Source organism: Pseudomonas violetae (assembly GCF_023072615.1).
Lineage (GTDB): Bacteria > Pseudomonadota > Gammaproteobacteria > Pseudomonadales > Pseudomonadaceae > Aquipseudomonas > Aquipseudomonas violetae.
In genome coordinates this window covers 1-26603 of record NZ_JAKNRW010000019.1, presented here as the reverse complement: position 1 = coordinate 26603, position 26603 = coordinate 1, and the positions used below count along the sequence as shown (strand labels likewise).

Genomic DNA, 26603 nt, shown 5'->3' with positions numbered 1-26603 from the left:
TGCGGAGCACAGCACTATTGGTTCTTAATTCGACTTTGAGACCTTGACGTAAAGTAATTGCCGTCAAGGCGGCCAGACAGTCCGGCCGCCCGAGAGGAGTTTCTACTGTGAGCGAGCGTTCGAGCCATTGGCAATTGCAGTCCATCGTCAGCCAACTGCGTACAGCGCGTGAACAGTGGCGCACCCAGAATGGCCGTGTCAGCGGTGAGCAGGGCGGTCGTGAATTGCCTTCCAGGGGGGCAATGGCGCAGATTCTTGAAGCGCTTTGCGGGGCGCTGTTCCCGATGCGCCTGGGCCCGGTGGACCTGCGCGAGGAAAGCGAAGACTTCTATGTCGGCCACACCCTGGACGTTGCCCTGAATGCACTGCTCGCCCAGGCGCGGCTCGAACTGCGTTACGCCGCGCGCCACAATGCCCAGACGGACACCGAGGTAGAGGCCCGGGCGATACAGATCATCCAGGATTTCGCACTCGCCTTGCCGGGCCTGCGCAGCGTGCTGGACACCGACGTGCTGGCGGCTTATCACGGCGACCCGGCGGCGCGCAGTGTCGACGAAGTGCTGCTGTGCTATCCCGGCATCCTGGCGGTCATTCACCATCGCCTGGCGCACCACCTGTATCGCGCGGGCTTGCCCTTGCTGGCACGGATCAGTGCGGAAATCGCCCACTCGGCCACCGGCATTGATATTCACCCAGGCGCGCAGATTGGCCGCAGCTTCTTCATCGATCACGGAACGGGCGTGGTAATTGGCGAGACGGCCATCATCGGGGAGCGCGTGCGGGTTTATCAGGCGGTGACTCTGGGCGCCAAGAGGTTTCCGGCCGATGAGGATGGGCAGTTGCAAAAAGGTCATGCCCGGCATCCGATTGTCGAGGATGACGTGGTGATTTATGCCGGTGCGACGATCCTGGGGCGGATTACCATTGGTCAGGGCTCGACCATTGGCGGCAATGTCTGGCTGACTCGCAGTGTGCCGGCGGGGTGCAACCTGACGCAGGCGAATCTGCAGCATGACGATGGGACGCAGAAGTAAGGGCTGAAACCTTCAGTGATCTTGCGAACGCCTTCGCGGGCAAGCCACGCTCCCACAGGATTGATGTCGTTCGCGTAATTACCGTACGACACAACTCCTGTGGGAGCGTGGCTTGCCCGCGAATGATTTCAAGCCGACCGAGATAATGGCATTTATCGCTAATTTCTTGCTGAACGAATACCCCCAGCCCCGCGTCATACCCTTCCTTGAGCTAGCGTACAAACAGTACCGCCAAGCCCTGCGATTAGTCCTTAGGGCCCTATCCATGTTTAACTTGAACGTTCATTCAAGTTAAACCTTGGTTCGCTGCCCGCTCACAACAGGAGGCTTGCCTTTGCTGAGTCCGATTTTCACAGCCACATCGGCAACCTTTGAGGTGCACGCTCCATGAGTGCATCGTCCCTCCCTCCAAGCGGCCAGGTCCGCATGAATCCGCCGGTGTTCTACTTTGCGGCGACGTTTATCCTGCTGTTCGGCATCGTCGTCATCGCCATGCCTGAACAGGCCGGTGCCTGGCTTCTGGAAGCGCAAAACTGGGCGGCCAATACGGTCGGCTGGTATTACATGCTCGCGATGAGCCTGTATCTGGTCTTCGTGGTGGTCACCGCCTTGTCCGGCTACGGCAAGATCAAGCTCGGTGCCGACCACGACGAACCCGAATTCAGTTACCTGTCCTGGGCCGGCATGTTGTTCGCCGCCGGGATCAGCATCACGTTGTTCTTCTTTTGTGTGTCCGAACCGCTGACCCACCTGGCGCAACCGCCTCAAGGGGAAGCAGGCACGGCGGATGCGGCACGTCAGGCGATGCAAATTCTGTTTCTGCACTGGGGCCTGCACGGCTGGGGTGTGTTCGCTTTCGTGGGCATGGCGCTTGCCTACTTCGCGTATCGACATAACCTGCCTCTGGCCTTGCGTTCGGCGCTGTACCCGCTGATTGGCAAGCGCATCAACGGCCCGATTGGCTACGCGGTGGACGGCTTTGGCATCATCGCCACGGTCTTCGGCTTGGGTGCCGACATGGGTTTTGGGGTGTTGCACCTCAACTCGGGCCTCGACTACCTGTTTGGTATCGCCCATACCCAATGGATTCAGGTCGGCTTGATCACCCTCATGATGGGCGCGGCAATCATCGTTGCGGTATCCGGCGTCGACAAAGGCGTGCGGGTGATGTCCGATATCAACATGCTGCTGGCGTGCGCGCTGCTGCTGTTCGTGTTGTTCACCGGTCCTACCCAGCACTTGCTCAATACCTTGATCCAGAACATCGGTGACTATCTCGGCGCCTTGCCGATGAAGAGCTTCGACCTGTATGCCTACGACAAGCCCAGCGACTGGCTGGGTGGCTGGACCGTGTTCTACTGGGCCTGGTGGATTGCATGGTCGCCGTTCGTGGGGCTGTTTATTGCACGTATTTCCCGTGGCCGAACTATCCGCGAGTTCGTCTTCGGCGTGTTGCTGATTCCGCTGGGATTCACCTTGGCGTGGATGTCGATCTTCGGTAACAGCGCGATCGATCAGGTGCTCAATCACGGCATGAGTGCACTGGGCATGTCTGCCATCGATAACCCTTCGATGACGTTATACCTGCTGCTGGAAACCTATCCGTGGAGCAAGACGGTGATCGCCGTCACCGTGTTCATCAGCTTCGTGTTCTTCGTCACCTCTGCCGACTCCGGCACGGTGGTGCTGTCGACGCTGTCTGCCAAAGGCGGCAATCCTGATGAAGATGGCCCGAAATGGCTGCGAGTTTTTTGGGGCGCGATGACTGCACTGGTGACCAGCGCGCTGCTGTTTTCCGGCAGTATCGATGCACTCAAGTCAGCGGTGGTCCTCACTTCGCTGCCGTTTTCGCTGATTCTGCTGTTGATGATGTGGGGATTGCACAAAGCGTTTTATCTGGAGTCGCAGAAACAGATCGCGCAGATGCACTCCCTGGCACCGGTCTCCGGCTCCCGTCGTGGTGGCTGGCGTCAGCGCCTGAGCCAGGCGGTGCATTTCCCGTCGCGGGATGAGGTGTATCGCTTCCTCGAAACGACGGTGCGTCCGGCGATTGAAGAAGTGACGGCGGTGTTTGTCGAGAAGGGCTTGAATGTAGTGACTCAGCCGGACCCTGCGAATGACAGCGTCAGCCTGGAAATCGGCCATGGCGAGCAGCATCCGTTCATCTATCAAGTGCAGATGCGCGGTTATTTCACGCCGTCCTTCGCCCGCGGTGGCATGGGCTCCAAGCAGCTCAACAACCGCCGCTATTACCGGGCCGAAGTGCATCTGAGCGAGGGCAGTCAGGATTACGATCTGGTGGGCTACACCAAGGAACAGATCATCAATGACATCCTCGACCAGTACGAGCGGCACATGCAGTTCCTGCATTTGGTACGTTGATCAGGAGGGGTGATGGCATCATCGCGAGCAAGCTTTGCTCCCACAGAAACAAACGAGAGAGGATTCGATGATTTATACCGCTGCTGAAAATCGCTACGACTCTATCCCCTACCGCCGCGTAGGCCGCAGCGGCTTGGTGTTGCCGGCGTTGTCACTGGGGCTGTGGCACAACTTTGGCGACAGTACGCCGATCGACACCCAGCGCTCGTTGTTGCGCACGGCGTTCGACCTTGGTATCAACCATTTTGACCTGGCCAACAACTACGGCCCTCCTTACGGCAGCGCCGAGATCAACTTCGGTCGTTTGCTGCGTGAAGATTTCAAGCAGTACCGCGATGAGCTGATCATTTCCAGCAAGGCCGGTTGGGACATGTGGCCGGGGCCCTATGGCCAGGGTGGCGGGTCGCGCAAGTACGTGCTGGCAAGCCTTGATCAGAGCTTGCAACGCCTGGGTCTGGATTACGTCGACATCTTCTACTCCCACCGCTTCGACCCTGATACCCCGCTGGAAGAAACCGCCAGCGCCCTCGCCACAGCGGTGCAGCAAGGCAAGGCTCTGTACATCGGGATCTCGTCGTATTCCGGGGTGAAGACTCGGGAGATGGCGGCGCTGTTGAACGAGTGGAAAGTGCCGCTGCTGATCCATCAACCGGCTTATAACCTGCTCAATCGCTGGGTTGAAAAGGATTTGCTGGATGTCACCGATGAGCTCGGCACCGGCGTGATTGCATTCACCCCGTTGGCCCAGGGTCTGTTGACCGACAAGTACCTCAACGGCATTCCGCGAGACGCCCGGGTCAATCGTCCGGGTGGCGGCTCTTTACAGGCGTCGCACTTGTCAGAAGCCAATATTGCTCATGTACGGGCACTCAACGAAATCGCCCAGCGCCGTGGGCAGAGCCTGGCGCAGCTGGCGCTGGCCTGGACACTGCGTGATCCGCGGGTGACGTCGGCGTTGATCGGTGCGAGCCGGCCGGAGCAAATTGTCGAGAACGTCGGGGCGTTGAAGAATCTGAGCTTCAGTGCGCAGGAGCTGGCGGAGATTGACCGGTTTGCCCAGGAGGGCGGGATTAATCTTTGGGAGAAGCCTTCGACGGCTGAGTAGGCATTCTGCGCCGGTCTATCTGGCACCTGTAAGATCGCCTTCGCGAGCAAGCCCGCTCACACAGGAATCCGTGCCATGCACAAAATTCACTGTGGGCTTGCTCGCGAAGAGGCCTGAACAGCCAGCAAAATACTCAGGGCTCAGCGAAAAAACGGCACATCCCCCAACACCGTAGCCCGTTGCATCACCCGCCGCGCCGGTCGGTAATCGTCCACCGCGTAATGCTGCGTGACGCGGTTATCCCAGAACGCCACGTCGTCCTTCTGCCACCGCCAGCGAATGGTGAACTCCGGCCGAGTCGTATGGGCGAACAGTAATTTCAGAACCGCTTCGCTCTCGGTGTCCGACAGCTCGTTGATCTTGGAGGTGAACCCTTCATTGACGAACAGCGACCGGCGTCCGCTCACAGGGTGCGTACGAATCACCGGGTGCGACAACGGCGGGTTCTTGCGCCTGGCCTCTTCCCATTGGGCCAACGCTTCAGGGGTACTGCCATAGCGCTCCACCGGAAATGACCGGGTGAAGTCGTGAGTGGCTGTGAGTCCTTCGAGCAAGGACTTCATTGGTGCGGAAAGCGCCTCATAGGCCGCAATGCCACTGGCCCACAAGGTGTCGCCGCCAAACTCTGGCAATAGCTTGGCGCTGAGCACCGCGCCCATTGCCGGGGTCGGCAGGAAGGTCACGTCGGTGTGCCAGATCGCGTTGTCGCGCACATCGGTGACGGCGGTGTCGAGGATCAGCACTTGCGGTTGTTCCGGCACATTGGGGTAGATCGGGTGGATATGCAGGTCGCCGAAGTACGCGGCGAATCGGGCCTGTTGCTGTGGTGTGATGGGTTGATCGCGAAAGAACAGCACTTGGTGCTTGAGCAGGGCTTTTTCGATGGCCTCATGCTGTTCCGGATCGAGTGGCTGGCTGATGTCGATGCCACTGATTTGCGCGCCCAGCGCGCAGCTGAGGGTGATGATTGTCAGGTTGCTCATGGTCTTTCTCGTACTCAATTCGGAGTGTGGCGCCTGGGGGCTTGCACATTGGAAAATCTAGTGAGCCTGGCCGTGCCACGGCACCAGCTTGCGTTGCAGGGCGCGCAGGCCCATTTCCATGGCGAAGGCGATCAGCGCGATCACCAGGATCCCGAGCACCACCACGTCAGTGACCAGGAATTGCGCGGCCGACTGCACCATGAAGCCCAAGCCGCTGGTGGCAGCGATCAGTTCGGCGGCGACCAGTGTCGACCAGCCGACACCCAAGCCAATGCGCACACCGGTCAGAATGTCCGGCAGCGCACTCGGCAGAATCACATGGCGAATCAGCTGCGCACGGGTAGCACCCAAGGACTGTGCGGCACGCAATTTCGCCGGGTCGACGGTGCGCACGCCGGTGGCGGTCGCAATGGCAATCGGGGCGAAGATCGCCAGGTAGATCAGCAGGACTTTGGACAGCTCACCGATGCCGCACCAGATCACGATCAGTGGCAGATAAGCCAGCGGCGGGATAGGGCGGTAGAACTCGATCAGCGGATCGAGAATGCCCCGGGCGATGCGATTGTGGCCGATGGCGATACCCACCGGAACGGCCGTCAGTACTGCAAAGCCGAGGCCCAGGCCGATACGGCCGAGGCTCGCGCCCAAGTGTTGCCACAGCGTGGAATCCATATAGCCGGCCGTCACCAGTAACCAGCCCTTGTGCAGCACAGCGGCTGGAGAAGGCAGGAACAGTGGCTCGATCATGCCGGTGGCGGTTACGGCCCACCACAGCGTCACCAATACAATCAGGGTCAGCACGCTGATCCAACGAGTGCTCAAACTGCGACGAACCGGAGTCAACGTCGAGCCGGGTTTCGCCGCCATGGCTGGAATTTCATAGCTGCTCATGCGCGCTCCTGCCGCGTGGCGGCGCTGCGTTGGTTAAACACTTTGCCGAGCACGTGTTCGCGGGTCTCGATGAAGCGCGGGTCGGACTTGATTGCCCGAGCCGATTCGCCGGTCGCGTATCGCTGTCCGAAATCCAGACTGAGGCGTTCGACGATTTGCCCTGGATTCGGTGCCAGCAGAATCAGGTCAGTGGCAAGAAACACTGCTTCTTCGATGTCGTGGGTAATCAGGAATACCGGTTTTGCGGTGCGTTCCCAGACTTGCAGTAACAGCTCTTGCATTTGCTCGCGGGTGAACGCGTCGAGGGCACCGAAGGGTTCGTCCATCAGCAGCACACGCGGGTCGGCCGCCAGCGCACGGGCAAGGCCGACGCGCTGTTTCTGGCCGCCCGAAAGCTGCCAGATGCGCCGGTATTCGAAGCCGGACAGGTCCACCAGTGCGAGCATTTCCCGCGCGCGGATTTCGCGTTTCTCTTTCGAGACGCCTGCCAGTTCCAGACCGAAGCCGACATTGGCCAGTACGTCCTGCCAGGGCAGCAGGGCGTCGTCTTGAAATACCACGCCGCGCTCGGCGCTCGGTCCCTTGACGGGCACGCCATCGAGGGTGATGCGCCCGGCGCTGGGCTCGACGAAACCGGCAATCAGGTTCAACAGCGAGGTCTTGCCACTGCCGGACGGGCCGAGCGCTACCAGCAATTGCTGAGGCCCCAGGCTCAAGGAAATATTCGCCAGTACCGGTTCTGGGCTGCCGGGGTACTGTGCGCTGATGCGCTCCAGCTGTAGCAAGGCCATCGCAATTAACTCCCGATCAGTTGGTGATGAACTTTGCGCTGACGTACGGTGCGTAGTCCGGCAGAACCGCTTCGACCTTGCCTTGTTCCTTGAGGAACGTGGCGGTGTCGGTAATGGCTTTGGTCGTCGGCGCTCCCAGGGTGGTGACCTGGTCAGCCGCCAGCGGGTAGACGTTGCCTTGCAGCAACAGAGGGATGTCGCTGGCCTTGGCACCGGAAAGCTTCACGAGCTTGTCGACGTTGCCCTGATTGGCCAGCCAGGCTTTCGGGTCCTTGCGGTATTCGGCGTAGGCATCGAGGGTGACTTTGGCAAACGCAGTGACAATTTCCGGGTGCTTCTCAGCGAAGTCTTTGCGCACGATCCAGGCATCGAAGGTCGGTGCACCCAACTTGGCCAATTCACCCGAAGTGATCAGGACTTTGCCGTTTTCCTTGGCAACGCCCAGGGCTGGGTCCCACACGTAAGTGGCGTCGATGTCGCCGCGTTTCCACGCTGCGATGATCGCCGGCGGTGCGAGATTGAGGATGGTGACTTTCGAAGGGTCGATGTTCCAGTGCTTGAGCGCGGCCAGCAGGCTGTAGTGGCCGGTGGAAACGAAAGGCACGGCGATCTTCTTGCCGACCAGGTCTTGCGGGGTCTTGATCCCGGAACCGTCGCGAGCGACCAGGGCTTCGGCAGCACCGATCTGGGTGGCGATCAGGAAGGTTTCCACTGGCACCTTGCGAGTGATCGCGGCGGTCAGGGGGCTGGAACCAAGGTAGCCGATCTGTACGTCGCCGGAGGCAATGGCGGCGATGATGTCGGCGCCATTGTCGAATTTGCGCCAGTCGATCTTGGCGTTGGTGGCTTGTTCGTAGGCGCCGTCGGCCTGGGCGACTTTTGCCGGGTCCACGGTGGTCTGGTAAGCAACGGTGACGGCGGCGGCTTGGGCGAAGAAGCTCGCCGCAGCCAGCGAAGCGGCCGCCAGGAGGCGAAGGGGGACATGCAGTTTCATCGGAGAAGCTCCTCAACAGGCGGCCGGGAGTTGGCGTGTGAGGAGACTAAATGATCTAAGAAACCTAAAATAAATAACTTTTTCGAATTAGCTTATTAGTGGAAAATTCTGAGGGGCAAAAGATCGCAGCCTCGTTTGACGAGACAGCTCCTACGGCAGCGGCATGATCATCGATCCGTAGGAGCTGCCGCAGGCTGCGATCTTTTAACAGGCGCCGCTTAGTTACTGATCGCCAGAATGCTCGCCTGATACGACCCGACAAACACATCAAAATCGCCGACTTCGTTTTGCTCCAGGTTCACTTGTTCAGCCAGCGACGAACGTGCCCGTGTTTCGAATTTCCCCTGGTCTTCGGCAGAAAGTGGCTCGCTGCGGAAGTATTCCGCATGGGCCTGGCTTTGGCGCAGAGAGAATTGACTGAAGCTCTCCTTGTGCTCCGCCATCGCGGCCAATACCTGGGCCGATGGTGTCAGGGACGGGTCCTTGACCTTGGCCAACTGAATATCCAGCGCTTTGCTGTGAGCATCGCCGCCATGGCTCTGGTCCAGTAACGCCGCGAGGGGGGCGATGCGCTCCAGCAGTTCGCTGGCCCACTCCTTGAGGTCTACTGTTTGACCGTCACGCTGCAGTTGCAGGCCCGGACGGCGGCCTTCCTTGACCACGCTGAGGAAGTTCGAGGTCGCGTTGCTGCAAGAGTTGTTGGTCAGCAGCGGGCTTTCGTTGAGCGCGCAGAACAGCAGGAACGCGTCGAGAAAGCGTGACTCGGTGAGGTCGATGCCCATCGGCAGGAACGGGTTGATGTCCAGGCAGCGCACTTCGACGTACTGGATGCCACGGGCCACCAGCGCCTGGATCGGCCGCTCGCCGGTGTAGGTCACGCGCTTGGGGCGAATGTTGGAGTAGTACTCGTTTTCGATCTGCAGGATGTTGGTGTTGAGTTGAACCCACTCTCCGTCCTGATGGGTGCCAATTTCCACGTACGGCGCATAGGGTGTGGCTACTGCTTTACGCAGGCTGTCGGTGTAGCTGGCCAGGTCGTTGTAGCACGGCGTCAGGCCGGCCTGGGCGTTGCTCTGGTAACCGAGGTCACTCATGCGCAGGCTGGTGGCGTACGGCAGGTACAAAGTGTCCGGGTCCAGTTGCTCTAATTGATGGGAGCGACCTCGCAGGAAACCCGCATCCAGTGCGGGTGAAGCGCCGAACAGATACATCAGCAGCCAGCTGTAGCGACGGAAGTTACGGATCAGCGCGATGTAGGCCGAGGACTGGTAGTCGCGGTCGGTGCCGACAAAGCCGTCAGCTTCCTTGAGCAGCGGCCAGAGTTGTTCCGGCAGGGAAAAATTGTAGTGAATCCCGGCGATGCATTGCATCGTCTTGCCGTAGCGCAGGGCCAGGCCCTTGCGGTAGACATACTTGAGCTGACCGATGTTGGAGGTGCCGTAGTAGGCGATCGGGATATCTTCCTCGGCCGGCAATGGGCACGGCATCGAAGGACTCCACAGGTACTCGTTACCGAGCTTGCTGTAGGCAAAGCGGTGAATGCTGTCCAGACTCGCCAGCGTATCGGCCGGGTCAGGCAGGGCGGGCGTGATGAACTCCAGCAGCGACTCGGAATAGTCGGTAGTAATTTGCTCATTGGTCAGCGCGGAACCCAATTCTTCCGGGTGCGGCGTTTGCGCCAGGCGACCTTCGCTGGTCACGCGCAGGCATTCACGTTCGATGCCGTGAAGGCACTGTTCGAGCAGAGAGAGGTTAGCGCGCTCGCCGAGCATAGCCAGGCGGCGGTTGAGAATTTCGCTCAAGTTGGATTCCTTCACGCGTCAGTCGCCCCAATATGGGGGTGGGCAAGACGGTCTACAAGGGTGAAGTTGAAACTGGCGTTTTCGCCTGGTTTTTGCAACTTGCCGCAATCATTGTGGGCGCGGGCTTGCTCGCGAAGAGGACTGTGTGCCGACAAATAATAGTCTGACACACCGCCTTCGCGAGCAAGCCCGCTCCCACCGGAAATTTCGACGCTGCGGCCATGCGCTGAAATTAACTCAAAATGATGGCATTCATCTACAGGACAGCGAACGTGCCTTGCGCTTTTGCGACCAATTTTTCGCCCTGCATGACGTCGGCCTCAACCACCAAGGTGCGGCGGCCAGGGTGGATCACCCTTGCCGTGCACATCACTTCGCCGTCAGAAACCGCACGAATGTAGTTGATCTTGCACTCGATGGTCGCACTCTGCTGGTCGAAACCATGGGTACTGGAACAGGCCAGCCCCATGGCAATGTCCACCAAGCTGAACAACGCGCCGCCGTGCAGCTTGCCGCCGCGATTGCGCAACTCTGGCTCCAGTGCCAGGGCGACTTGCGCCACCCCGGCTTCCAGGCTGTGCAAACGACAACCCAGCAGCTTGAAGAACGCGCTTTCGGTCAACCCTTGCGGGATATCCATCAACGCTTCTTCAGCTGTTTGGCGTTGGCGAACAGGGAAGCCATGGCATTGTTGGCAGGGGCTGGCGCCGCAGTTTCCTTGCGTGGTGCCGTGTGCTGGGACTGGCGCGGTGCCGAACCAGGACGCGCGCCACGAGCGCCATCGATTTTCTCGCCAGGGGTGTCGCTCATGCGCATCGACAGGCCCACGCGTTTACGAGGGATATCGACTTCCATGACCTTCACTTTCACCACGTCACCGGCTTTCACTGCTTCACGGGGATCCTTGATGAACTTCTCCGAAAGTGCGGAGATATGCACCAAACCGTCCTGATGCACGCCGATGTCAACGAATGCGCCGAAGTTGGTCACGTTGGTCACCACGCCTTCTAGGATCATGCCCAGCTGCAGGTCCTTGAGGTCTTCGACGCCTTCCTGGAACTCGGCAGTCTTGAACTCGGGACGCGGGTCGCGACCCGGTTTTTCCAGCTCTTGCAGAATGTCGGTGACCGTTGGCAGGCCGAAAGTCTCGTCGGTGTACTTCTTCGGGTCCAGGCGCTTGAGGAAGCTGGCGTCGCCGATCAGCGAACGGATATCGCGGTCGGTTTCGGCGGCAATGCGCTGCACCAGTGGATAGGCTTCCGGGTGAACCGCGGACGAATCCAGCGGATTGTCACCGTTCATGACTCGCAGGAAGCCCGCGGCCTGTTCGAAGGTTTTTTCACCCAGGCGTGCGACTTTTTTCAACGCGGCGCGAGTCTTGAACGCGCCGTGTTCGTCGCGGTGGCTAACGATGTTCTGCGCCAGAGTCGCGTTGAGGCCGGAGATGCGGGCCAGCAGCGCCACGGAAGCGGTGTTAACGTCCACACCCACGGCGTTCACGCAGTCCTCGACCACTGCGTCCAGGCCTCGCGCCAGTTTCAGCTGCGACACGTCGTGCTGGTACTGGCCGACGCCGATGGATTTCGGATCGATCTTTACCAGTTCGGCTAACGGGTCCTGCAAGCGACGAGCGATCGATACCGCGCCACGGATCGACACGTCGAGGTCCGGAAATTCCTTGGAAGCCAGTTCCGACGCAGAGTAAACCGATGCACCGGCCTCGGAAACCATGACCTTGGTCATCTTCATGGCTGGGTATTTTTTGATCAGTTCAGCGGCGAGTTTGTCGGTTTCGCGGCTGGCGGTGCCATTGCCGATGGCGATCAGGTCGACCGAGTGCTTGGCGCACAGGGCCGCCAGAATCGCGACGGTCTGGTCCCACTTGTTGTGCGGCACGTGTGGGTAAACAGTGGCGTGATCCAGCAGCTTGCCGGTCGAATCGACTACGGCGACCTTGCAACCGGTGCGCAGGCCTGGGTCGAGGCCCAGCGTGGCGCGCGGGCCGGCCGGGGCAGATAGCAGCAGGTCGTGCAGGTTGTGGGCGAACACATTGATCGCTTCGGTTTCCGCGCCATCGCGCAGCTCGCCGAGCAAGTCGGTTTCAAGGTGAGTGTAGAGCTTGACCTTCCAGGTCCAGCGCACCACTTCGCCTAGCCATTTGTCCGCCGCGCGGTTCTGGTTCTGGATGCCGAACTGCTGGCCAATCATGCCTTCGCAGGGGTGCATGGTGCCCGGCAGTTCATCGCCGACTTTCAGCGCGGAACTGAGGATGCCTTCGTTGCGACCACGGAAAATCGCCAGGGCGCGGTGCGAGGGCATGCTTTTCAGCGGTTCGTCGTGCTCGAAGTAGTCGCGGAACTTGGCACCTTCCTCTTCCTTGCCAGCGATGACGCGGGCGCTGAGGGTGGCTTCCTGCTTGAGGTAGCTGCGCAGCTTGTCCAGCAAACCGGCGTGTTCGGCGAAGCGCTCCATCAGGATGTATTTGGCGCCTTCGAGGGCCGCCTTCACATCGGCCACGCCTGTTTCGGCGTTGATGAAGCGTGCAGCTTCGGCGTCCGGGGCCAGGGTCGGGTCGTTGAACAGGCCGTCGGCCAGCTCGCCGAGGCCGGCTTCCAGGGCGATCTGGCCCTTGGTGCGGCGCTTCTGCTTGTACGGCAGGTACAAGTCTTCGAGGCGGGTCTTGGTGTCGGCGAGCTTGATGTCGCGCTCCAACTGTGGAGTCAGCTTGCCTTGTTCCTGAATGCTGGCCAGGATGCTAATGCGCCGTTCGTCGAGTTCTCGCAGGTAGCGCAGACGCTCTTCCAGATGACGCAACTGGATGTCATCGAGGCTGCCGGTCACTTCTTTCCGGTAGCGGGCGATGAAGGGAACGGTAGAGCCTTCATCGAGTAGCGCGACGGCCGCTTCGACCTGTTGTGGGCGTACACCGAGTTCCTCGGCGATGCGGCTGTTGATGCTGTCCATAAAACCACCTGACAAATTGTGAAAGCAGGCTCGCGGGCACAGGATTAAAGGCTCGGCGAGTCTGGTTGAGCGGCCTGGCCTGCGCCGCTACCTGGATCAACAGGCATCCCGTTGACCCGTGAAATCGAACAATTACTGCCAGCGCCATGAAAATAAAAAGTGGCTGCTGCTGTAAACGATCAGACGTTGCCTGACACAAAAGGCCGCGCATTATAACCAGCCATCGGGCATTCGGGGACATCGCAGGTTCCAGGCACCTGCCCCGGTTTACTGGCGGTAGAGGAAAAATCTGCTAACAATGCACACGGTGCGTATAACGGCAGCTACGCCATAATGCGCGCCGAGCTAAAAGGAGCATCTAATGAGCAGCACTGCAAACATTGCTGAAGGCGAAAAAATTCTTATTGTTGATGACGACCCGGGGCTGAGCAGCCTGCTGGAGCGCTTTTTCGTCAGCAAGGGCTACCGTGCCCGCACGGTACCAAACACCGAACAAATGGACCGCCTGCTGGCGCGTGAGGTGTTCAACCTGGTCGTTCTCGACCTTATGCTGCCAGGCGAAGACGGCCTGACCGCCTGCCGGCGCCTGCGTACCGCGAACAATCAGATTCCGATCATCATGCTGACCGCCAAGGGCGATGAGCTGAGCCGGATCAAAGGTCTGGAACTGGGTGCCGACGATTACCTGGCCAAGCCTTTCAACCCGGACGAACTGATGGCGCGGGTCAAAGCGGTATTGCGTCGCCAGTCGACTCCAGTGCCGGGCGCGCCGGGCAGCGAAGACGAGAGCGTGACATTCGGTGACTACGAACTGTCGCTGGCCACCCGTGAGCTGAAGCGCGGCGACGAAGTGCACATGCTCACCACTGGCGAGTTCGCCGTGCTCAAGGCGTTGGTGATGAACGCGCGTCAGCCATTGACTCGCGACAAGCTGATGAACCTGGCGCGTGGCCGTGAGTGGGATGCGCTTGAACGTTCCATCGACGTGCAGATTTCCCGTCTGCGCCGGATGATCGAACCTGATCCATCCAAACCTCGTTACATTCAGACGGTATGGGGCGTGGGTTACGTATTCGTGCCGGATGGCGCAGCCACCAAGTGATTGGCGATTTGTAGGAGCGGGTCATGCGGATGATTTTGTCCGCAGACTCGCGAACCGCAATGTGCGAGCATCGCTCGCTCTTGCATGTGTTTAGCGGTTATCCATGAAAACGCCCGTGTGGTTCCCCCAAAGTTTCTTCTCCCGCACCCTGTGGCTGGTGCTGATTGTTGTGCTGTTTTCCAAGGCATTGACCCTCGTTTATCTGTTGATGAACGAAGACGTGCTTGTGGATCGCCAGTACAGCCACGGCGTCGCCTTGACGCTGCGCGCCTATTGGGCGGCCGATGAAGAAAATCGCGGCAAGATTGCCGATGCTGTGCCTCTGATTCGTGTGGTGGGCGCTGGCGTGCCGGAAGGTGAGCAGCATTGGCCCTACAGCGAAATCTACCAGCGGCAGATGCAAACCGAGTTGGGCCCCGACACCGAAGTCCGATTGCGCATGCACTCGCCGCCGGCACTGTGGGTTCGGGCGCCAAGCCTGGGCGATGGCTGGCTGAAAGTGCCGCTGTATCCACATCCGTTGCGTGGCCAGAAAATCTGGAACGTGCTCGGTTGGTTCCTCGCCATCGGTTTGCTGTCCACCGCGTCGGCGTGGATCTTCGTCAGCCAGCTCAATCAACCGTTGAAGCGTCTGGTCTATGCCGCTAGGCAATTGGGTCAGGGCCGCAGCGTTCGCCTGCCGATCAGCGACACACCGAGTGAGATGACCGAGGTTTACCGCGCCTTCAACCAAATGGCCGAAGACGTCGAACAGGCCGGCCGCGAGCGTGAGCTGATGCTGGCCGGGGTGTCCCATGACCTGCGCACGCCGTTGACCCGTTTGCGGCTGTCTCTGGAACTGATGGGCGACCACAACGACCTGACCGACGACATGGTCCGCGACATTGAGGACATGGACGCGATTCTTGACCAGTTCCTGGCATTTATCCGTGATGGACGCGATGAATCGGTGGAAGAAGTCGACCTGATCGATCTCGTGCGCGAAGTCGCTGCGCCGTACAACCAGAATGAAGAAAAAGTCCGTTTGCGCGTGGAGCCGATCCAGCCGTTCCCGTTACGTCGGGTGTCGATGAAACGACTGCTGAACAACCTGATCGGCAATGCGCTGCATCACGCCGGCAGCGGAGTGGAGGTCGCGGCTTACGTCTCCGGTGATACCAGTGCGCCTTATGTGGTGCTGAGCGTGATGGACCGTGGGGCAGGGATCGATCCGTCGGAGCTGGAAGCCATTTTCAACCCGTTCACCCGTGGCGATCGTGCCCGGGGCGGCAAGGGAACCGGATTGGGTCTGGCGATCGTCAAGCGGATTGCTTCGATGCATGGCGGCAATGTCGAGCTGCGCAACCGTGATGGTGGCGGGCTGGAGGCGCGGGTGCGCTTGCCGTTGGGGTTGATGTTGCCCAGGGATGCGGTTTAACAACTGCACACAAACCCTGTAGCGAGGGAGCTTGCTCCCGCTGGAGGCCGAAGGACTCCCTGCCCCTTCAGCCGCGTTCCAAAAGCCAGAACACGGTTGCCTGGTCTTGCGACTGCTGCGCAGCCGAGCGGGAGCGAGCTCCCTCGCCACAGGGAGCCGGGTCAGCCCTTCCCTTTGGTGCGCGTCATATTCGGCCCACCATTTTTTTCAAGATGCTCAATGATGATCCCCGCCACGTTCTTCCCCGTGGTGGTCTCGATCCCTTCCAGCCCCGGCGACGAATTGACCTCCATCACCAGAGGCCCGTGATTGGACCGCAGGATATCCACGCCCGCCACGGCCAGCCCCATCACCTTGGCGGCCCGCAAGGCCGTCATGCGTTCTTCGGGGGTGATCTTGATCAGGCTCGCGCTGCCGCCCCGGTGCAGGTTGGAGCGGAACTCCCCTGGTTTGGCCTGGCGTTTCATTGCAGCGATGACCTTGTCGCCCACCACGAAGCAGCGAATGTCCGCACCACCGGCTTCCTTGATGTACTCCTGGACCATGATGTTCTGCTTGAGGCCCATGAACGCCTCAATCACCGATTCCGCCGCAGTCGCGGTCTCACACAACACCACGCCAATACCCTGGGTGCCTTCCAGTACCTTGATAACCAGTGGGGCGCCGTTGACCATTTCGATCAAGTCGGGAATGTCATCCGGGGAGTGTGCAAACCCGGTGACCGGCAACCCGATCCCCCGGCGCGAGAGCAGTTGCAGGGAACGCAGTTTGTCCCGCGAACGCGCGATGGCCACCGATTCGTTGAGCGGAAATACCCCCATCATCTCGAACTGACGCAGGACCGCGCAGCCATAAAACGTCACCGATGCCCCGATGCGTGGGATGACCGCATCGAAACCTTCCAGCGGCCGGCCTCGATAGTGAATCTGCGGCTTGTGGCTGGCGATGTTCATGTAGGCGCGCAAGGTGTCGACCACGACCATTTCGTGGCCACGCTCGGTTCCGGCTTCGACCAGACGACGAGTGGAATACAGACGCGGGTTCCGCGACAGCACAGCGATCTTCATGCAACACCTGTGGAAAGGGTAGATACCGGGAACACCGGCTTGTCTTGTACATATTTGATACCCGGATTGACGACCAGACGGCCGTCGATAAGGGCTTTTGAACCGAGTAACAGGCGATATCGCATGGATTTACGGCAGGCGAGGGTAAACTCGACCCGCCAGACCCGATCACCGAGGGCCAGGGTGGTGCTGACCACATAGCGCTTCTGCGCATGGCCATTGGAACTCTTGATGGTTTTCATCGTCACCAGCGGGGCTTCGCAACGTCGGTGACGCAACTGCACTACCGTGCCCAGATGCGCAGTAAAACGCACCCACTTTTCTCCATCGCGCTCAAACGGCTCGATGTCGGTGGCATGCAGGCTGGAGGTGCTGGCACCGGTGTCGATTTTTGCCCGCAGGCCCGCCACTCCCAAATCCGGAAGCGCCACCCACTCGCGCAGACCGACAACGGTCAAATGGTCAAATGTCTTCAATAGGAATAAACCGGAGATTAACGCGTCCAGGTACCCGGTGGTACCTGGGCCAACGCTTTGAATGCAGGCTTGGCGAACCAATAGCCCTGCATCAGAAAAATTCCACAGTCCGCCAGGAAATCCCGTTCTCCAGCACTTTCGATGCCTTCGGCAATGACTGTAACGTCCAGATCCGCACAGATTGTGACAATCCCTCGCACGATAGCCTGACGAGCACGATCGCGATCGACATCACGAATCAGATCCATGTCGAGTTTGATCAGGTCGGGTTGGAAGTTAGCGAGCAGATTGAGCCCCGAGTACCCCGCACCGAAATCGTCGATGGCGGTCTTGAAGCCGAATTCGCGGTATTCACGCAGAATATTGGTCAAATGGCGATAGTTATCTACGTGCTGGCTCTCCAGGGTCTCGAAAATCAGCCGGTTGATAGGGAAGTTGTGCTTTTTTGCGGCCGCCAGCGTACTGCGAATGCACAGCTCAGGGCGGTACACGGCATTGGGCATGAAGTTGATCGACAGGTTGGTTTGCATCCCCAGTTGCGCGGCACCTTCGATCGCCTTGGTGCGGCAGAGCTGGTCGAATCGGTAGCGATTGGCTTCGGTAACCTGATCAAGCACCGAAAACGCGCCTTCACCGGCGGTGCCGCGCACCAGCGCCTCGTGAGCGAAGATCGATCGGTCTCGCAGGTCTACTATGGGTTGATAGGCAAAGGCAAAATCAAAGCCCAGAGGTTCGCTTTGCTGACATCCCTGGCAATCGCCACTGGTTGAAGTCAATGAAGACGGAAATATTGTCACTCGAACACTCCACTGCGATGAACCGACAGGATCACATTCTAACTGGAGGGGCGGATTCTTGCGCCCGACAGAAACGGTAGTACAGTTCCGACTATGGGCTAAAAGAGGAACTCCAGTGACACAAAAAAAAGAAGAGGACGACAAGGTCCGTCTCGATAAGTGGTTGTGGGCCGCGCGCTTCTACAAAACACGTGCCTTGGCCAAGACGGCGATCGAAAGTGGCAAGGTGCATTGTCGGGGCGAGCGCTGCAAACCCGGCAAGGAGCCGCACATTGGCGACGAATTTCAGATTCGTCAGGGGTTCGAAGAGCGAACGGTGGTGGTTCAGGCACTGACGATCGTGCGGCGTGGTGCTCCCGAGGCGCAGGCGTTGTACGCCGAGACAGAAGCCAGCATCGTTAAGCGCGAGGCGGCCGCCGAGATGCGCAAGGCGGGCTCGCTGGGCATGACCACCGATGGCAAACCGAGCAAAAAACAGCGGCGGGATCTGTTTAAATTCCGTGGGAACAGCAACGACGAGTGAAGCCGGTGCTTCTGTGCTGGCCGGTATGACGCAATCGCGAGCGAGCTCACTCCCATAGGTTTGGCCCAATGCTAAAATGCCTGCCATGGCCAAACTTCGCGTGCGCAAACTCTGTGCAGCTACTCTTTGAAAACTTTTGACATTAATTCAGATACCCAGACCTATGACCGATCTAACGGATACCGACTACACCCAACGCTTCATCTTCGATGACAGCGATACTCGCGGCGAACTGGTTTCGTTGGAGCTCAGCTACGCCGAAGTCCTGGCTAAACATGCGTATCCGGAACCGGTCGCGCAATTGCTCGGCGAGTTGATGGCGGCGGCGTCGTTGCTGGTCGGCACCCTGAAATTCGATGGTCTGTTGATCCTCCAGGCCCGTTCCGATGGTCCGATCCCGTTACTGATGATCGAGTGCTCCAGCGAGCGCGAAATCCGTGGCCTGGCCCGTTATGAAGCCGACCGCATCGCGCCAGATGCGACGCTCGCCGACCTGATGCCCAACGGTGTCCTCGCGCTGACGGTCGACCCGACCCAAGGCCAGCGCTACCAGGGCATCGTTGATCTGGATGGCGAAACCCTGTCGGAGTGCTTCACCAATTATTTCGTCATGTCCCAACAGGTCGGTACGCGCTTCTGGCTTTACGCCGACGGCCGTCGCGCGCGAGGTCTGCTGCTGCAGCAACTGCCTGCTGATCGCCTCAAGGATGAGGAAGAGCGCGCCGCCAGCTGGCAGCACATCACCGCCCTGGGCAGCACGCTGACTGCCGATGAGCTGCTCAGCCTGGACAACGAAACCGTGCTCCACCGCTTGTATCACGAAGAGCAGGTGCGCCTGTTCGATGTTCAGCGGCTGCGCTTCCGTTGCAGCTGTTCCCGCGAGCGATCGGCCAATGCATTGGTCAGTCTGGGTCTGGAAGATGCTCAGGAGCTGGTCATCGAACACGGTGGCAACATCGAGATCGACTGCCAGTTCTGCAACCAGCGTTACCTTTTCGACGCCGCTGATATCACTCAATTGTTCGCTGGAGCCGGTGTGGATACACCGTCAGATACCCGGCACTAAAACGGTTCAGCGCAGGTAAATTCACTGGTAAGTACCGGATTAACGCCGTTACGACGGGAGGGCCCTACTATTTTTGGGCTTTTCTGGCATAATCCGGCCCACTTTTTGTCGCGGTAGTAGTGCACGACTTTCTACTACAAAACGTTTGGAGCACACTCGGCCACTGGCCGACGGGGAATCTCATGACGCAAGCCAATAACGCCGTGTACACCGATCTGAGTGTTGATGATCTGGTAAAAGAAGCTCTGAATCGTGGTGAAGGCGAGCTTGCCGATACCGGCGCGCTGGTTGTTCGTACCGGTCACCGTACCGGCCGCTCGCCAGTCGACCGTTTCATCGTTGAAGAGCCGTCCACTCAGGCCGCCATTGCCTGGGGCCCGATCAACCGCAAGTTCCCGGCCGACAAGTTCGATGCCCTGTGGGACCGCGTCGAGGCCTTCAACAACGCGCAAGAGCATTTCGTTTCCCACGTTCATGTAGGTTCGGCTGAAGAGCACTACCTGGCCGTGAAAATGACCACCCAGACTGCCTGGCAGAACCTGTTCGGTCGTTGCCTGTTCATCAATCCTGCCCAGTACAACCCGGCAGGTCGTGACGAGTGGCAAGTTCTGAACGTGGCCAACTTCGAGTGCGTGCCAGAGCGTGATGGCACCAACTCCGATGGCTGCGTGATCCTCAACTTCGCCCAGAAGAAGGTGCTGATCGCCGGTATGCGCTACGCCGGTGAAATGAAGAAAGCTATGTTCTCGGTGCAGAACTTCCTGCTCCCGGCCGCCGACGTGCTGCCAATGCACTGCGCTGCCAACATCGGTGAAGCGGGCGACGTGACGCTGTTCTTCGGTTTGTCCGGCACCGGTAAAACCACCTTGTCCGCCGACGAAAGCCGTTACCTGATCGGCGACGACGAGCACGGCTGGGGCGAAGGCGTTGTCTTCAACATCGAAGGCGGCTGCTACGCCAAGTGTATCGACTTGTCCGAGAAGAACGAGCCGGTCATCTGGAAAGCCATCAAGCACGGCGCCGTCCTGGAAAACGTTGTCATTGATGACGCCAAGCACGCCGACTACGCCGATGTCAGCCTGACCCAGAACAGCCGTGCGGCTTACCCGCTGGAGCACGTTGCCAAGCGTTCCGAGAAGAACCTCGGTGGCGAGCCAAACGCGGTGATCTTCCTGACCTGTGACCTGACCGGCGTTCTGCCGCCAGTATCGATCCTCAGCGAAGAACAAGCGGCCTACCACTTCCTGTCCGGCTACACCGCTCTGGTGGGCTCGACCGAAATGGGCTCCGGCAGCGGCATCAAGTCGACTTTCTCCACCTGCTTCGGCGCACCGTTCTTCCCGCGTCCGGCTGGCGAATACGCAGAGCTGCTGATCAAGCGCATCCGCGGCTTCGGCTCCAAGGTTTACCTGGTCAACACCGGCTGGACCGGCGGTGGCTACGGCGTCGGCAAGCGCTTCAACATCCCGACCACTCGCGGCGTCATCGCTGCGATCCAGAGCGGTGCGTTGATCGGTGCTGAAACCGAACACCTCGACACCATCAACCTCGATGTGCCATTGGCTGTCCCGGGCGTTGAGACTGGCCTGTTGAACCCTCGTAATACCTGGGCTGACAAGGCTGCCTACGATGAATCGGCTAAAGCACTGGCCGGTCTGTTCGTGGAGAACTTCAAGAAGTTCGACGTGAGCGACGCGATCAAGGCTGCTGGTCCGAAGTTGTAAGGATTGGGCTGATGTAACGAGAAAGCCGCCCGCAGGGGCGGCTTTTTTGTGGGCGTTTGCCTCAGGTCTTGAGGTGCAGCACAAACGCTGCGAGCAATACCAGGACCACCCCGAGCACCTGGATCTTCGCCAGGCGCTCCTTGAAGAACACATACCCCAGGATCGCCGCTATCCCGCCCGACAGGGTGCTGATCACCGTCACCACCGAAACCGATCCTGCCACCGCGCCCCAGGCAAATGACGAGAACCCTGCGAGGTTCATCAGGCTGGCACCGGTCAGCGTCACGCAGTTTTTCAACGGTGGAATCTTCAGTCCGTCCTTGATCCTAAAGACGATCGCCACCAGCACGATCAGCCCGATCAGATAGGCGAGCCACAGCATCGTCACCGGTCCAAGCACCGGCAGTACAAACTGGCCCTGCAACCAGAAACTGGTGCCGTAAAAAACCGCCGCCAACAGCGCGTAGGCCACCGAACTTTTGGCTTGGATGGAGTGAGGAATCTTCGAGTCGCAATGAATGCCGGAAAGAATGACCCCGACTACGCACAGGGCAATACACAGTAGCTGGAGCAAACCGATCTGCTCCCCTGCGGCCCAGGACAGCAACGTCGTCACCACCCCGTAAGACGTCACCAGCGGCGCGACGATGGATGCCTTGCCCAGAGCAAAAGCCTTCGACAGCGCCAGCGCACCGGACACAGTGAGTACTGCCGCAACAACACCGATCAGCCACACATTGATAGATGCCGACATGGCTTTGAGAATGAACGCGGGAAAAGCGATCAGCAGCAAACTCATGATGCCGAAGCCAAGCGCCTGACCGAAATACACCGCCCGCTTGACGCCCACAGCCCGGGCATTCAAGCCCACGAGAAAGTCCGTGCCGCCCCACATCAAGGCGGCGAGTAACCCCATCAATACGTCCACGCTATGTCCTTATAGGTGTTCGCTGCGGATTGTAGAAGCATTTCAGCTTCTGCGTGTCCCAGCGTTGGGCCTTGGTGGCCCTGAACTGTGCAGGCAAACCAGTTACCTGAAAACCGGAATGCAAGCGCCATATTGTCCTGCTCTCCCCACGCCCTGCCATTCCTTGCGCGGTATCATCGCGTATCCTTTTCCCCCCGACCTATTCTCGACTCGCGGCGATCGCCAGCTAGGCTTTGGGCTTCGCCAGCGGTCAACGGAGTGACAGCTTATGCACAACACCCTGGAACAGGTTTTTGGTTATCCACAATTTCGTCCCGGCCAGGAGGCTGCCATCAGTGCAGTGCTGGCCGGGCGCTCGGCGGCGGCGATATTCCCCACGGGCTCGGGCAAGTCCCTGTGCTACCAGCTTCCGGCCATGTTGCTGCCGCACCTGACGCTGGTGGTTTCGCCATTGCTGGCGCTGATGCAGGACCAGTTGGCATTCCTGCAGCGTCACGGGATCTCGGCCGGCAGTATCGATTCGGCGCAGAGCCGCGACGCCGCCGCCGATGTGATGGTTCGGGCGAAATCAGGTGAGTTGAAGATCCTGATGGTGTCCGTGGAGCGGCTGAAGAATGAGCGCTTTCGCAACTTTCTCCAGCAAGTGCCGATCTCGTTGCTGGTGGTCGATGAGGCGCACTGCATTTCGGAATGGGGTCATAACTTCCGGCCCGATTACCTCAAGCTTCCGGACTACCAGCGTCAGTTCAATATCCCGCAGGCGCTGCTGCTGACCGCCACTGCGACGCCGAAGGTGATCGCGGACATGCAGGCCAAGTTCGCCATTACGCCAGAAGACGTGGTGACCACCGGGTTCTACCGGCCCAATCTTAATTTGCTGGTGGAACCTGTGCGTGGGCAGGACAAGCGACGGCGCCTGGTTGAGTGGATGAGCGAGCGCCCGGGCCAACCCAGCATTGTCTACGTTACCCTGCAGAAAACCGCCGAGCACATCGCTGAACACCTGGGGCGTAACGGCATTCAGGCCGAGGCCTACCACGCCGGGTTGCCCCACGAAAAACGTGAGGCGATCCAGAAGCGTTTCATGGGCGGGCAGTCCAACTGCATCGTCGCCACCATCGCGTTTGGTATGGGCATCGACAAAAGCGATATACGCAACGTCGTGCATTTCGACCTGCCCAAATCCATCGAGAACTACAGTCAGGAAATTGGTCGTGCCGGGCGCGACGGGCAGCCGTCTGACTGTCTGGTACTGGCCAACCGCGACAGCCTCAACGTGCTGGAAAACTTCGTCTACGGCGACACGCCGGAACTGGATGGCATCCGCCATGTGCTGGATGAGTTGCAAGCGTGCGCGGCCGATGGGCAATGGGAGTTTCTGCTGGGGCCGCTGGCGGACCAGAGCAACATCCGGCAGCTGCCGCTCAAGACACTGCTGGTGCAGCTGGAGCTACGCCGGATCATTGCCCCGCGTTACGCCTACTACGCCGAGTATCGGTTCAAATACCTGCAGGAGCCTGCCGAGTTGCTGGCCCGCTTCGAGGGTGAGCGCAAGGATTTCGTCGCGGCGATCATCCAGACATCCACTCTTGCGCGAGCCTGGGCCACGGTGAGCTTTGATGCGCTGTACGAACGCTACCAGGCCGAGCGTAATCGGGTGGTCAAGGCGTTGGATTATTTCCAGGAGAAGGGCTGGATCGAGCTCGAAAGCAAGCAGATGACCGAGGTCTACAGCGTGCTGCAAGCAGGCTTTGACAGCCAGGTGCTGGCCACGGAACTGCACGCATACTTCACCCGGCACGAGCAAACCGAGGTCGCCCGAATTCATGCGATGCTGGATCTGTTTGCCACCGACCGCTGCCTGGGTTATCGGCTGGCCGAGTACTTTGGGGATGCAAACGCTCCCCGGCAGTGCGGGCATTGTTCAGTGTGTCACGGGGATGTCGCACGACTGCCGGCGCCGCCGGAGCTGCCAGCGCTTGTGGATAAGAACTTTGACGCGTTATCCACTGAATTTATCCACAAGCACGAGCAGCACACCGCCAGCATCCCTTCGACCGAACGGGTGACCCGTTTTCTGTGTGGAATCAGTGTGCCGTTGTTTACCAAGCTCAAGGCGCGGTCAATTGCGGGGTATGCGGTGCTGGAGGAATACCCGTATGGCGAAGTGCGGGAGTGGGTCGAAACTCACCTCCCAACTTGAGCGGGATATCTGTAGGAGCGAGCTTGCTCGCGATGGTCGTCAACGATGACGCGGGGCAACAGCTTAATTTGCGAGACCTCAAGATCATCGCGAGCAAGCTCGCTCCTACAGGGGGTTTGGCGTCTGGGCAAACAGCGTATCCATCTGCTGAATGTCCCCCATCACAGGAATAAATTTCAAAAATGATCGGTGCCTGACTATGGTGAGGGCTGTCTTTGGATCGCCAACAAGAGAACAACCATGAGCCAGACACCGTTCAACATTCAGCGCGCCGCCGTGATTGGCGCGGGCACCATGGGCCGGGGCATTGTGATGTGCCTGGTGAATGCCGGGGTGCCAGTGCAGTGGGTCGATAATAATCCGCAGATGCTCGAGCAAGCCCTGGCAAGTGTGGCAGACACCTGCGCTCACAATGTTCGCCAGGGCCGTATCGATCAGGCCGAAGCGGATGTGCGTGTTGCGCGGGTCACTACGGCGGCCAATTATGCGGCCATTGCTGACGTAGACCTGGTGATCGAGGCGGTGTACGAGAACCTTGAACTCAAGCAGAGGATTTTCCGCGAGCTCGACGCTCTGCTCAAACCCGGGGCGATTCTGGCAAGTAATACCTCGGCGCTGGATATCGACGCCATCGCTGCAGTCACTGGCCGCCCCGGGCAGGTATTGGGGCTGCATTTCTTCAGCCCGGCGCACATCATGAAGCTGCTGGAAGTCGTGCGCTGCGCGAAGACTGCGCCGTCGGTACTGGAGGCGGCGCTGGCGCTGGGTAAGCGCATGGGCAAGGTCAGCGTGGTGGCCGGAAACTGCGAGGGTTTCATCGGCAACCGCATGCTCAATACCTACGTGCTTGAAGCACGCAAGATGCTGCTGGAAGGCGCGTATCCCCATCAGGTCGATGCGGCGCTGCAAGGTTTTGGTTTTGCCATGGGCCCCTTCCGCATGTACGACGTGGTAGGCGTCGATCTGGGGTGGCGCGCCAGGGAGCTGGCGGGCGTTGGCCAGGATGCGCCAGAGGTGCAGGTCGACAACCGCTTGTGTGAGTTGGGTCGCTTCGGCCAGAAGAGCGGCAATGGTTACTATCACTATGAAGCCGGCAGTCGTCAGGCCGAGCACGACGTAGAGGTCGATGCGCTGGTGCTGGAGGTCAGCGAAGGATTGGGCTTTCAACGCCGTGATATCTCGCCTGAGGAGATCCTGGAGCGCTGCCTGCTGGCATTGGTCAATGAAGGCGCGAAGATTCTTGAGGAAGGCATTGCTGGATCGGCCCATGACATCGATCTGGTCTACCTCAACGGCTATGGCTTCCCGGCAGACAAGGGCGGCCCGATGGCCTGGGCCGATCAGCAGGGGCTGGCGGATATTCATCAACGGTTATTGGCGTTGGAAACTCGCCAGGGGGATCATTGGAATCCGGCCCGGCGGATTGCGGAGTTGGCGGCGGCAGGCAAGGGGTTTGCTGGCAGGTGATGCATACAGCGCTCTTGCGGGCGCCATCGCCAGCAGGCTGGCTCCCACAGGGGGGTGTCTGGTGTTCGCTGACGTGGGGTTGAAACCCGATCGACTTGTGGGAGCCAGCCTGCTGGCGAAGAATGCTGAAGCAGTAATAGCTTTAGAACTGCAATTCAATTCAAGGAACAACGCCAATGCCCCAACGCTGCGACTACCCGCACTTCCAGCCCATCACCACCCGCTGGCATGACAACGATGCCTACGGTCACGTCAACAACGTGACCTACTACAGCTTCTTCGATACGGCGGTGAATACCTACCTGATCGAAGTCGGCGGCCTGGATATCCATGACGGCGAAGTAGTCGGTTTTGTGGTGAGTTCGGCCTGTGATTATTTCGCCTCGATTGCTTTCCCGGACCGGATTGAAATCGGCCTGCGCGTAGGCAAGCTGGGCAACAGTTCGGTGCAATACGAACTGGCAGTATTCAAGGCCGATGATGACGAGGCCTGTGCGGCGGGGCGCTTTGTGCATGTGTTTGTCGATCGCGGGTCGAATCAGCCGGTGGCGATCCCTGCCGGGTTGCGCGGGGCGCTGGAACGGTTGGTGGTTTGACCGGCAAAAAAAATCGCGGCCCAAGGGCCGCGATTTTTTGATTTATCGGTAAACGAGGCGATTGATGCCTCAGTCGCGATAGCGATGTTTGTGCTTGCGGTGGCCGTAGGCATGACCGCGACCCGGATGGCCATCGCGATAGTAGCGACGATCATCACGGCCGCCGCGATAGGAGCGACGGTTATCGTCCTCATCGCTCTTGTTGCCCATGTAGTTGCCGAGTGCACCACCGGCGCCACCGCCCGCTGCGGAGCCGATCAGGCTGCCCGTGGTGCCGCCCACGCTGCGGCC

At 59.6% G+C, this 26603-nt stretch carries 22 protein-coding genes and 1 pseudogene; 11 read left to right on the top strand and 12 right to left on the bottom strand.

Annotated elements, in window-relative coordinates; genetic code table 11:
- The first annotated feature begins 107 nt into the window (after positions 1–107).
- The 3 genes from epsC to mgrA all read left to right on the top strand — a co-directional run bounded on the left by epsC (position 108) and on the right by mgrA (position 4521).
- Positions 108–1034: a serine O-acetyltransferase EpsC gene (epsC, locus tag L9059_RS19790; RefSeq protein ID WP_247292616.1), complete on the top strand. Its 927-nt coding sequence runs from the start codon at positions 108–110 to the stop codon at positions 1032–1034.
- Positions 1035–1460: 426 nt separating this feature from the next.
- Complete coding sequence (gene betT / locus L9059_RS19785; protein ID WP_247292686.1) at positions 1461–3416, top strand: choline transporter BetT; 1956 nt, start codon at positions 1461–1463, stop codon at positions 3414–3416.
- A 67-nt stretch (positions 3417–3483) separates the two neighbouring features.
- Complete coding sequence (gene mgrA, locus L9059_RS19780) at positions 3484–4521, top strand: L-glyceraldehyde 3-phosphate reductase (protein ID WP_247292615.1); 1038 nt, start codon at positions 3484–3486, stop codon at positions 4519–4521.
- A 140-nt stretch (positions 4522–4661) separates the two neighbouring features.
- Here the strand turns inward: mgrA and tauD are convergent, their stop codons facing one another.
- The 7 genes from tauD to L9059_RS19745 form a co-directional block, all read right to left on the bottom strand.
- Positions 4662–5504, bottom strand: a complete 843-nt coding sequence (tauD, locus tag L9059_RS19775) for a taurine dioxygenase (RefSeq protein WP_247292614.1) — start codon at positions 5502–5504, stop codon at positions 4662–4664.
- Between the two features lie 57 nt (positions 5505–5561).
- Positions 5562–6395: a taurine ABC transporter permease TauC gene (gene tauC / locus L9059_RS19770; protein WP_247292613.1), complete on the bottom strand. Its 834-nt coding sequence runs from the start codon at positions 6393–6395 to the stop codon at positions 5562–5564.
- Positions 6392–7186: a taurine ABC transporter ATP-binding subunit gene (gene tauB, locus L9059_RS19765; protein ID WP_247292612.1), complete on the bottom strand. Its 795-nt coding sequence runs from the start codon at positions 7184–7186 to the stop codon at positions 6392–6394. Before tauB ends, tauC begins: the two co-directional genes overlap by 4 nt.
- Positions 7187–7202: 16 nt before the next feature.
- Complete coding sequence (gene tauA, locus L9059_RS19760; protein WP_247292611.1) at positions 7203–8180, bottom strand: taurine ABC transporter substrate-binding protein; 978 nt, start codon at positions 8178–8180, stop codon at positions 7203–7205.
- A 218-nt stretch (positions 8181–8398) separates the two neighbouring features.
- On the bottom strand, positions 8399–9982 hold the full coding sequence (gene gshA / locus L9059_RS19755; protein WP_247292610.1) for a glutamate--cysteine ligase: 1584 nt from the start codon (positions 9980–9982) through the stop codon (positions 8399–8401).
- 256 nt (positions 9983–10238) lie between these two features.
- Complete coding sequence (locus tag L9059_RS19750) at positions 10239–10622, bottom strand: PaaI family thioesterase (protein ID WP_247292609.1); 384 nt, start codon at positions 10620–10622, stop codon at positions 10239–10241.
- Entirely contained in the window at positions 10622–12946 is a 2325-nt protein-coding gene (locus L9059_RS19745) for a Tex family protein (protein ID WP_247292608.1), read from the bottom strand. The genes L9059_RS19750 and L9059_RS19745 overlap by 1 nt, the downstream gene beginning before the upstream one ends.
- A 361-nt stretch (positions 12947–13307) precedes the next feature.
- Between L9059_RS19745 and ompR the strand changes: the two genes are divergently transcribed.
- Together ompR and L9059_RS19735 are read left to right on the top strand one after the other, a co-directional pair.
- Entirely contained in the window at positions 13308–14048 is a 741-nt protein-coding gene (ompR, locus tag L9059_RS19740) for an osmolarity response regulator transcription factor OmpR (RefSeq protein WP_247292607.1), read from the top strand.
- 103 nt (positions 14049–14151) lie between these two features.
- On the top strand, positions 14152–15465 hold the full coding sequence (locus L9059_RS19735) for an ATP-binding protein (protein WP_247292606.1): 1314 nt from the start codon (positions 14152–14154) through the stop codon (positions 15463–15465).
- A 161-nt stretch (positions 15466–15626) separates the two neighbouring features.
- On the opposite strand, the gene rimK is transcribed toward L9059_RS19735, so the two are convergent.
- From rimK to rimA, 3 genes are read right to left on the bottom strand one after another with little or no spacing between them, the layout of a single operon-like run.
- Positions 15627–16532: a 30S ribosomal protein S6--L-glutamate ligase gene (gene rimK, locus L9059_RS19730; protein WP_045061318.1), complete on the bottom strand. Its 906-nt coding sequence runs from the start codon at positions 16530–16532 to the stop codon at positions 15627–15629.
- Positions 16529–17008, bottom strand: coding sequence for a retropepsin-like aspartic endopeptidase RimB (gene rimB / locus L9059_RS19725; protein WP_486969858.1), 480 nt, complete (start codon positions 17006–17008; stop codon positions 16529–16531). Before rimB ends, rimK begins: the two co-directional genes overlap by 4 nt.
- 17 nt (positions 17009–17025) lie before the next feature.
- Complete coding sequence (gene rimA / locus L9059_RS19720) at positions 17026–17805, bottom strand: S6 modification regulatory phosphodiesterase RimA (protein ID WP_247292605.1); 780 nt, start codon at positions 17803–17805, stop codon at positions 17026–17028.
- 115 nt (positions 17806–17920) lie between these two features.
- Between rimA and L9059_RS19715 the strand changes: the two genes are divergently transcribed.
- From L9059_RS19715 to L9059_RS19705, 3 genes are all read left to right on the top strand, one after another.
- Positions 17921–18328, top strand: a complete 408-nt coding sequence (locus tag L9059_RS19715) for an RNA-binding S4 domain-containing protein (RefSeq protein WP_247292604.1) — start codon at positions 17921–17923, stop codon at positions 18326–18328.
- Positions 18329–18491: 163 nt separating this feature from the next.
- A complete protein-coding gene (hslO, locus tag L9059_RS19710) occupies positions 18492–19394 on the top strand; it encodes an Hsp33 family molecular chaperone HslO (protein WP_247292603.1) in 903 nt (300 codons plus the stop codon).
- Between the two features lie 182 nt (positions 19395–19576).
- The gene (locus tag L9059_RS19705) at positions 19577–21118 is read left to right on the top strand and encodes a phosphoenolpyruvate carboxykinase (protein ID WP_247292602.1); all 1542 of its coding nucleotides are present in this window, start codon (positions 19577–19579) and stop codon (positions 21116–21118) included.
- A 61-nt stretch (positions 21119–21179) separates the two neighbouring features.
- Here the strand turns inward: L9059_RS19705 and L9059_RS19700 are convergent, their stop codons facing one another.
- Positions 21180–22034: a DMT family transporter gene (locus L9059_RS19700; RefSeq protein ID WP_247292684.1), complete on the bottom strand. Its 855-nt coding sequence runs from the start codon at positions 22032–22034 to the stop codon at positions 21180–21182.
- Between the two features lie 280 nt (positions 22035–22314).
- Between L9059_RS19700 and L9059_RS19695 the strand changes: the two genes are divergently transcribed.
- The 3 genes from L9059_RS19695 (at position 22315) to L9059_RS19685 (ending at position 26312) form a co-directional block, all read left to right on the top strand.
- Complete coding sequence (locus L9059_RS19695) at positions 22315–24249, top strand: RecQ family ATP-dependent DNA helicase (RefSeq protein WP_247292601.1); 1935 nt, start codon at positions 22315–22317, stop codon at positions 24247–24249.
- A gap of 240 nt (positions 24250–24489) precedes the next feature.
- Positions 24490–25716: a 3-hydroxyacyl-CoA dehydrogenase gene (locus L9059_RS19690; RefSeq protein ID WP_247292600.1), complete on the top strand. Its 1227-nt coding sequence runs from the start codon at positions 24490–24492 to the stop codon at positions 25714–25716.
- 176 nt (positions 25717–25892) lie between these two features.
- Positions 25893–26312, top strand: a complete 420-nt coding sequence (locus L9059_RS19685) for an acyl-CoA thioesterase (protein ID WP_247292599.1) — start codon at positions 25893–25895, stop codon at positions 26310–26312.
- A gap of 69 nt (positions 26313–26381) precedes the next feature.
- On the opposite strand, the pseudogene L9059_RS19680 reads toward L9059_RS19685, so the two are convergent.
- Positions 26382–26603, bottom strand: a pseudogene (locus L9059_RS19680) (hypothetical protein); the annotation flags it as partial.

What these genes read in the sequence shown, in the direction of transcription:
- betT (WP_247292686.1), top strand. Translation starts at nt 1,461, where the DNA reads ATGAATCCGCCGGTGTTCTACTTTGCGGCGACGTTTATCCTGCTGTTC.
- mgrA (WP_247292615.1), top strand. Translation starts at nt 3,484, where the DNA reads ATGATTTATACCGCTGCTGAAAATCGCTACGACTCTATCCCCTACCGC.
- tauD (WP_247292614.1), bottom strand. Translation starts at nt 5,504, where the DNA reads ATGAGCAACCTGACAATCATCACCCTCAGCTGCGCGCTGGGCGCGCAA.
- tauC (WP_247292613.1), bottom strand. Translation starts at nt 6,395, where the DNA reads ATGAGCAGCTATGAAATTCCAGCCATGGCGGCGAAACCCGGCTCGACG.
- tauB (WP_247292612.1), bottom strand. Translation starts at nt 7,186, where the DNA reads ATGGCCTTGCTACAGCTGGAGCGCATCAGCGCACAGTACCCCGGCAGC.
- tauA (WP_247292611.1), bottom strand. Translation starts at nt 8,180, where the DNA reads ATGAAACTGCATGTCCCCCTTCGCCTCCTGGCGGCCGCTTCGCTGGCT.
- L9059_RS19750 (WP_247292609.1), bottom strand. Translation starts at nt 10,622, where the DNA reads ATGGATATCCCGCAAGGGTTGACCGAAAGCGCGTTCTTCAAGCTGCTG.
- L9059_RS19745 (WP_247292608.1), bottom strand. Translation starts at nt 12,946, where the DNA reads ATGGACAGCATCAACAGCCGCATCGCCGAGGAACTCGGTGTACGCCCA.
- ompR (WP_247292607.1), top strand. Translation starts at nt 13,308, where the DNA reads ATGAGCAGCACTGCAAACATTGCTGAAGGCGAAAAAATTCTTATTGTT.
- L9059_RS19735 (WP_247292606.1), top strand. Translation starts at nt 14,152, where the DNA reads ATGAAAACGCCCGTGTGGTTCCCCCAAAGTTTCTTCTCCCGCACCCTG.
- rimK (WP_045061318.1), bottom strand. Translation starts at nt 16,532, where the DNA reads ATGAAGATCGCTGTGCTGTCGCGGAACCCGCGTCTGTATTCCACTCGT.
- hslO (WP_247292603.1), top strand. Translation starts at nt 18,492, where the DNA reads ATGACCGATCTAACGGATACCGACTACACCCAACGCTTCATCTTCGAT.
- L9059_RS19705 (WP_247292602.1), top strand. Translation starts at nt 19,577, where the DNA reads ATGACGCAAGCCAATAACGCCGTGTACACCGATCTGAGTGTTGATGAT.
- L9059_RS19700 (WP_247292684.1), bottom strand. Translation starts at nt 22,034, where the DNA reads ATGGGGTTACTCGCCGCCTTGATGTGGGGCGGCACGGACTTTCTCGTG.
- L9059_RS19695 (WP_247292601.1), top strand. Translation starts at nt 22,315, where the DNA reads ATGCACAACACCCTGGAACAGGTTTTTGGTTATCCACAATTTCGTCCC.
- L9059_RS19690 (WP_247292600.1), top strand. Translation starts at nt 24,490, where the DNA reads ATGAGCCAGACACCGTTCAACATTCAGCGCGCCGCCGTGATTGGCGCG.
- L9059_RS19685 (WP_247292599.1), top strand. Translation starts at nt 25,893, where the DNA reads ATGCCCCAACGCTGCGACTACCCGCACTTCCAGCCCATCACCACCCGC.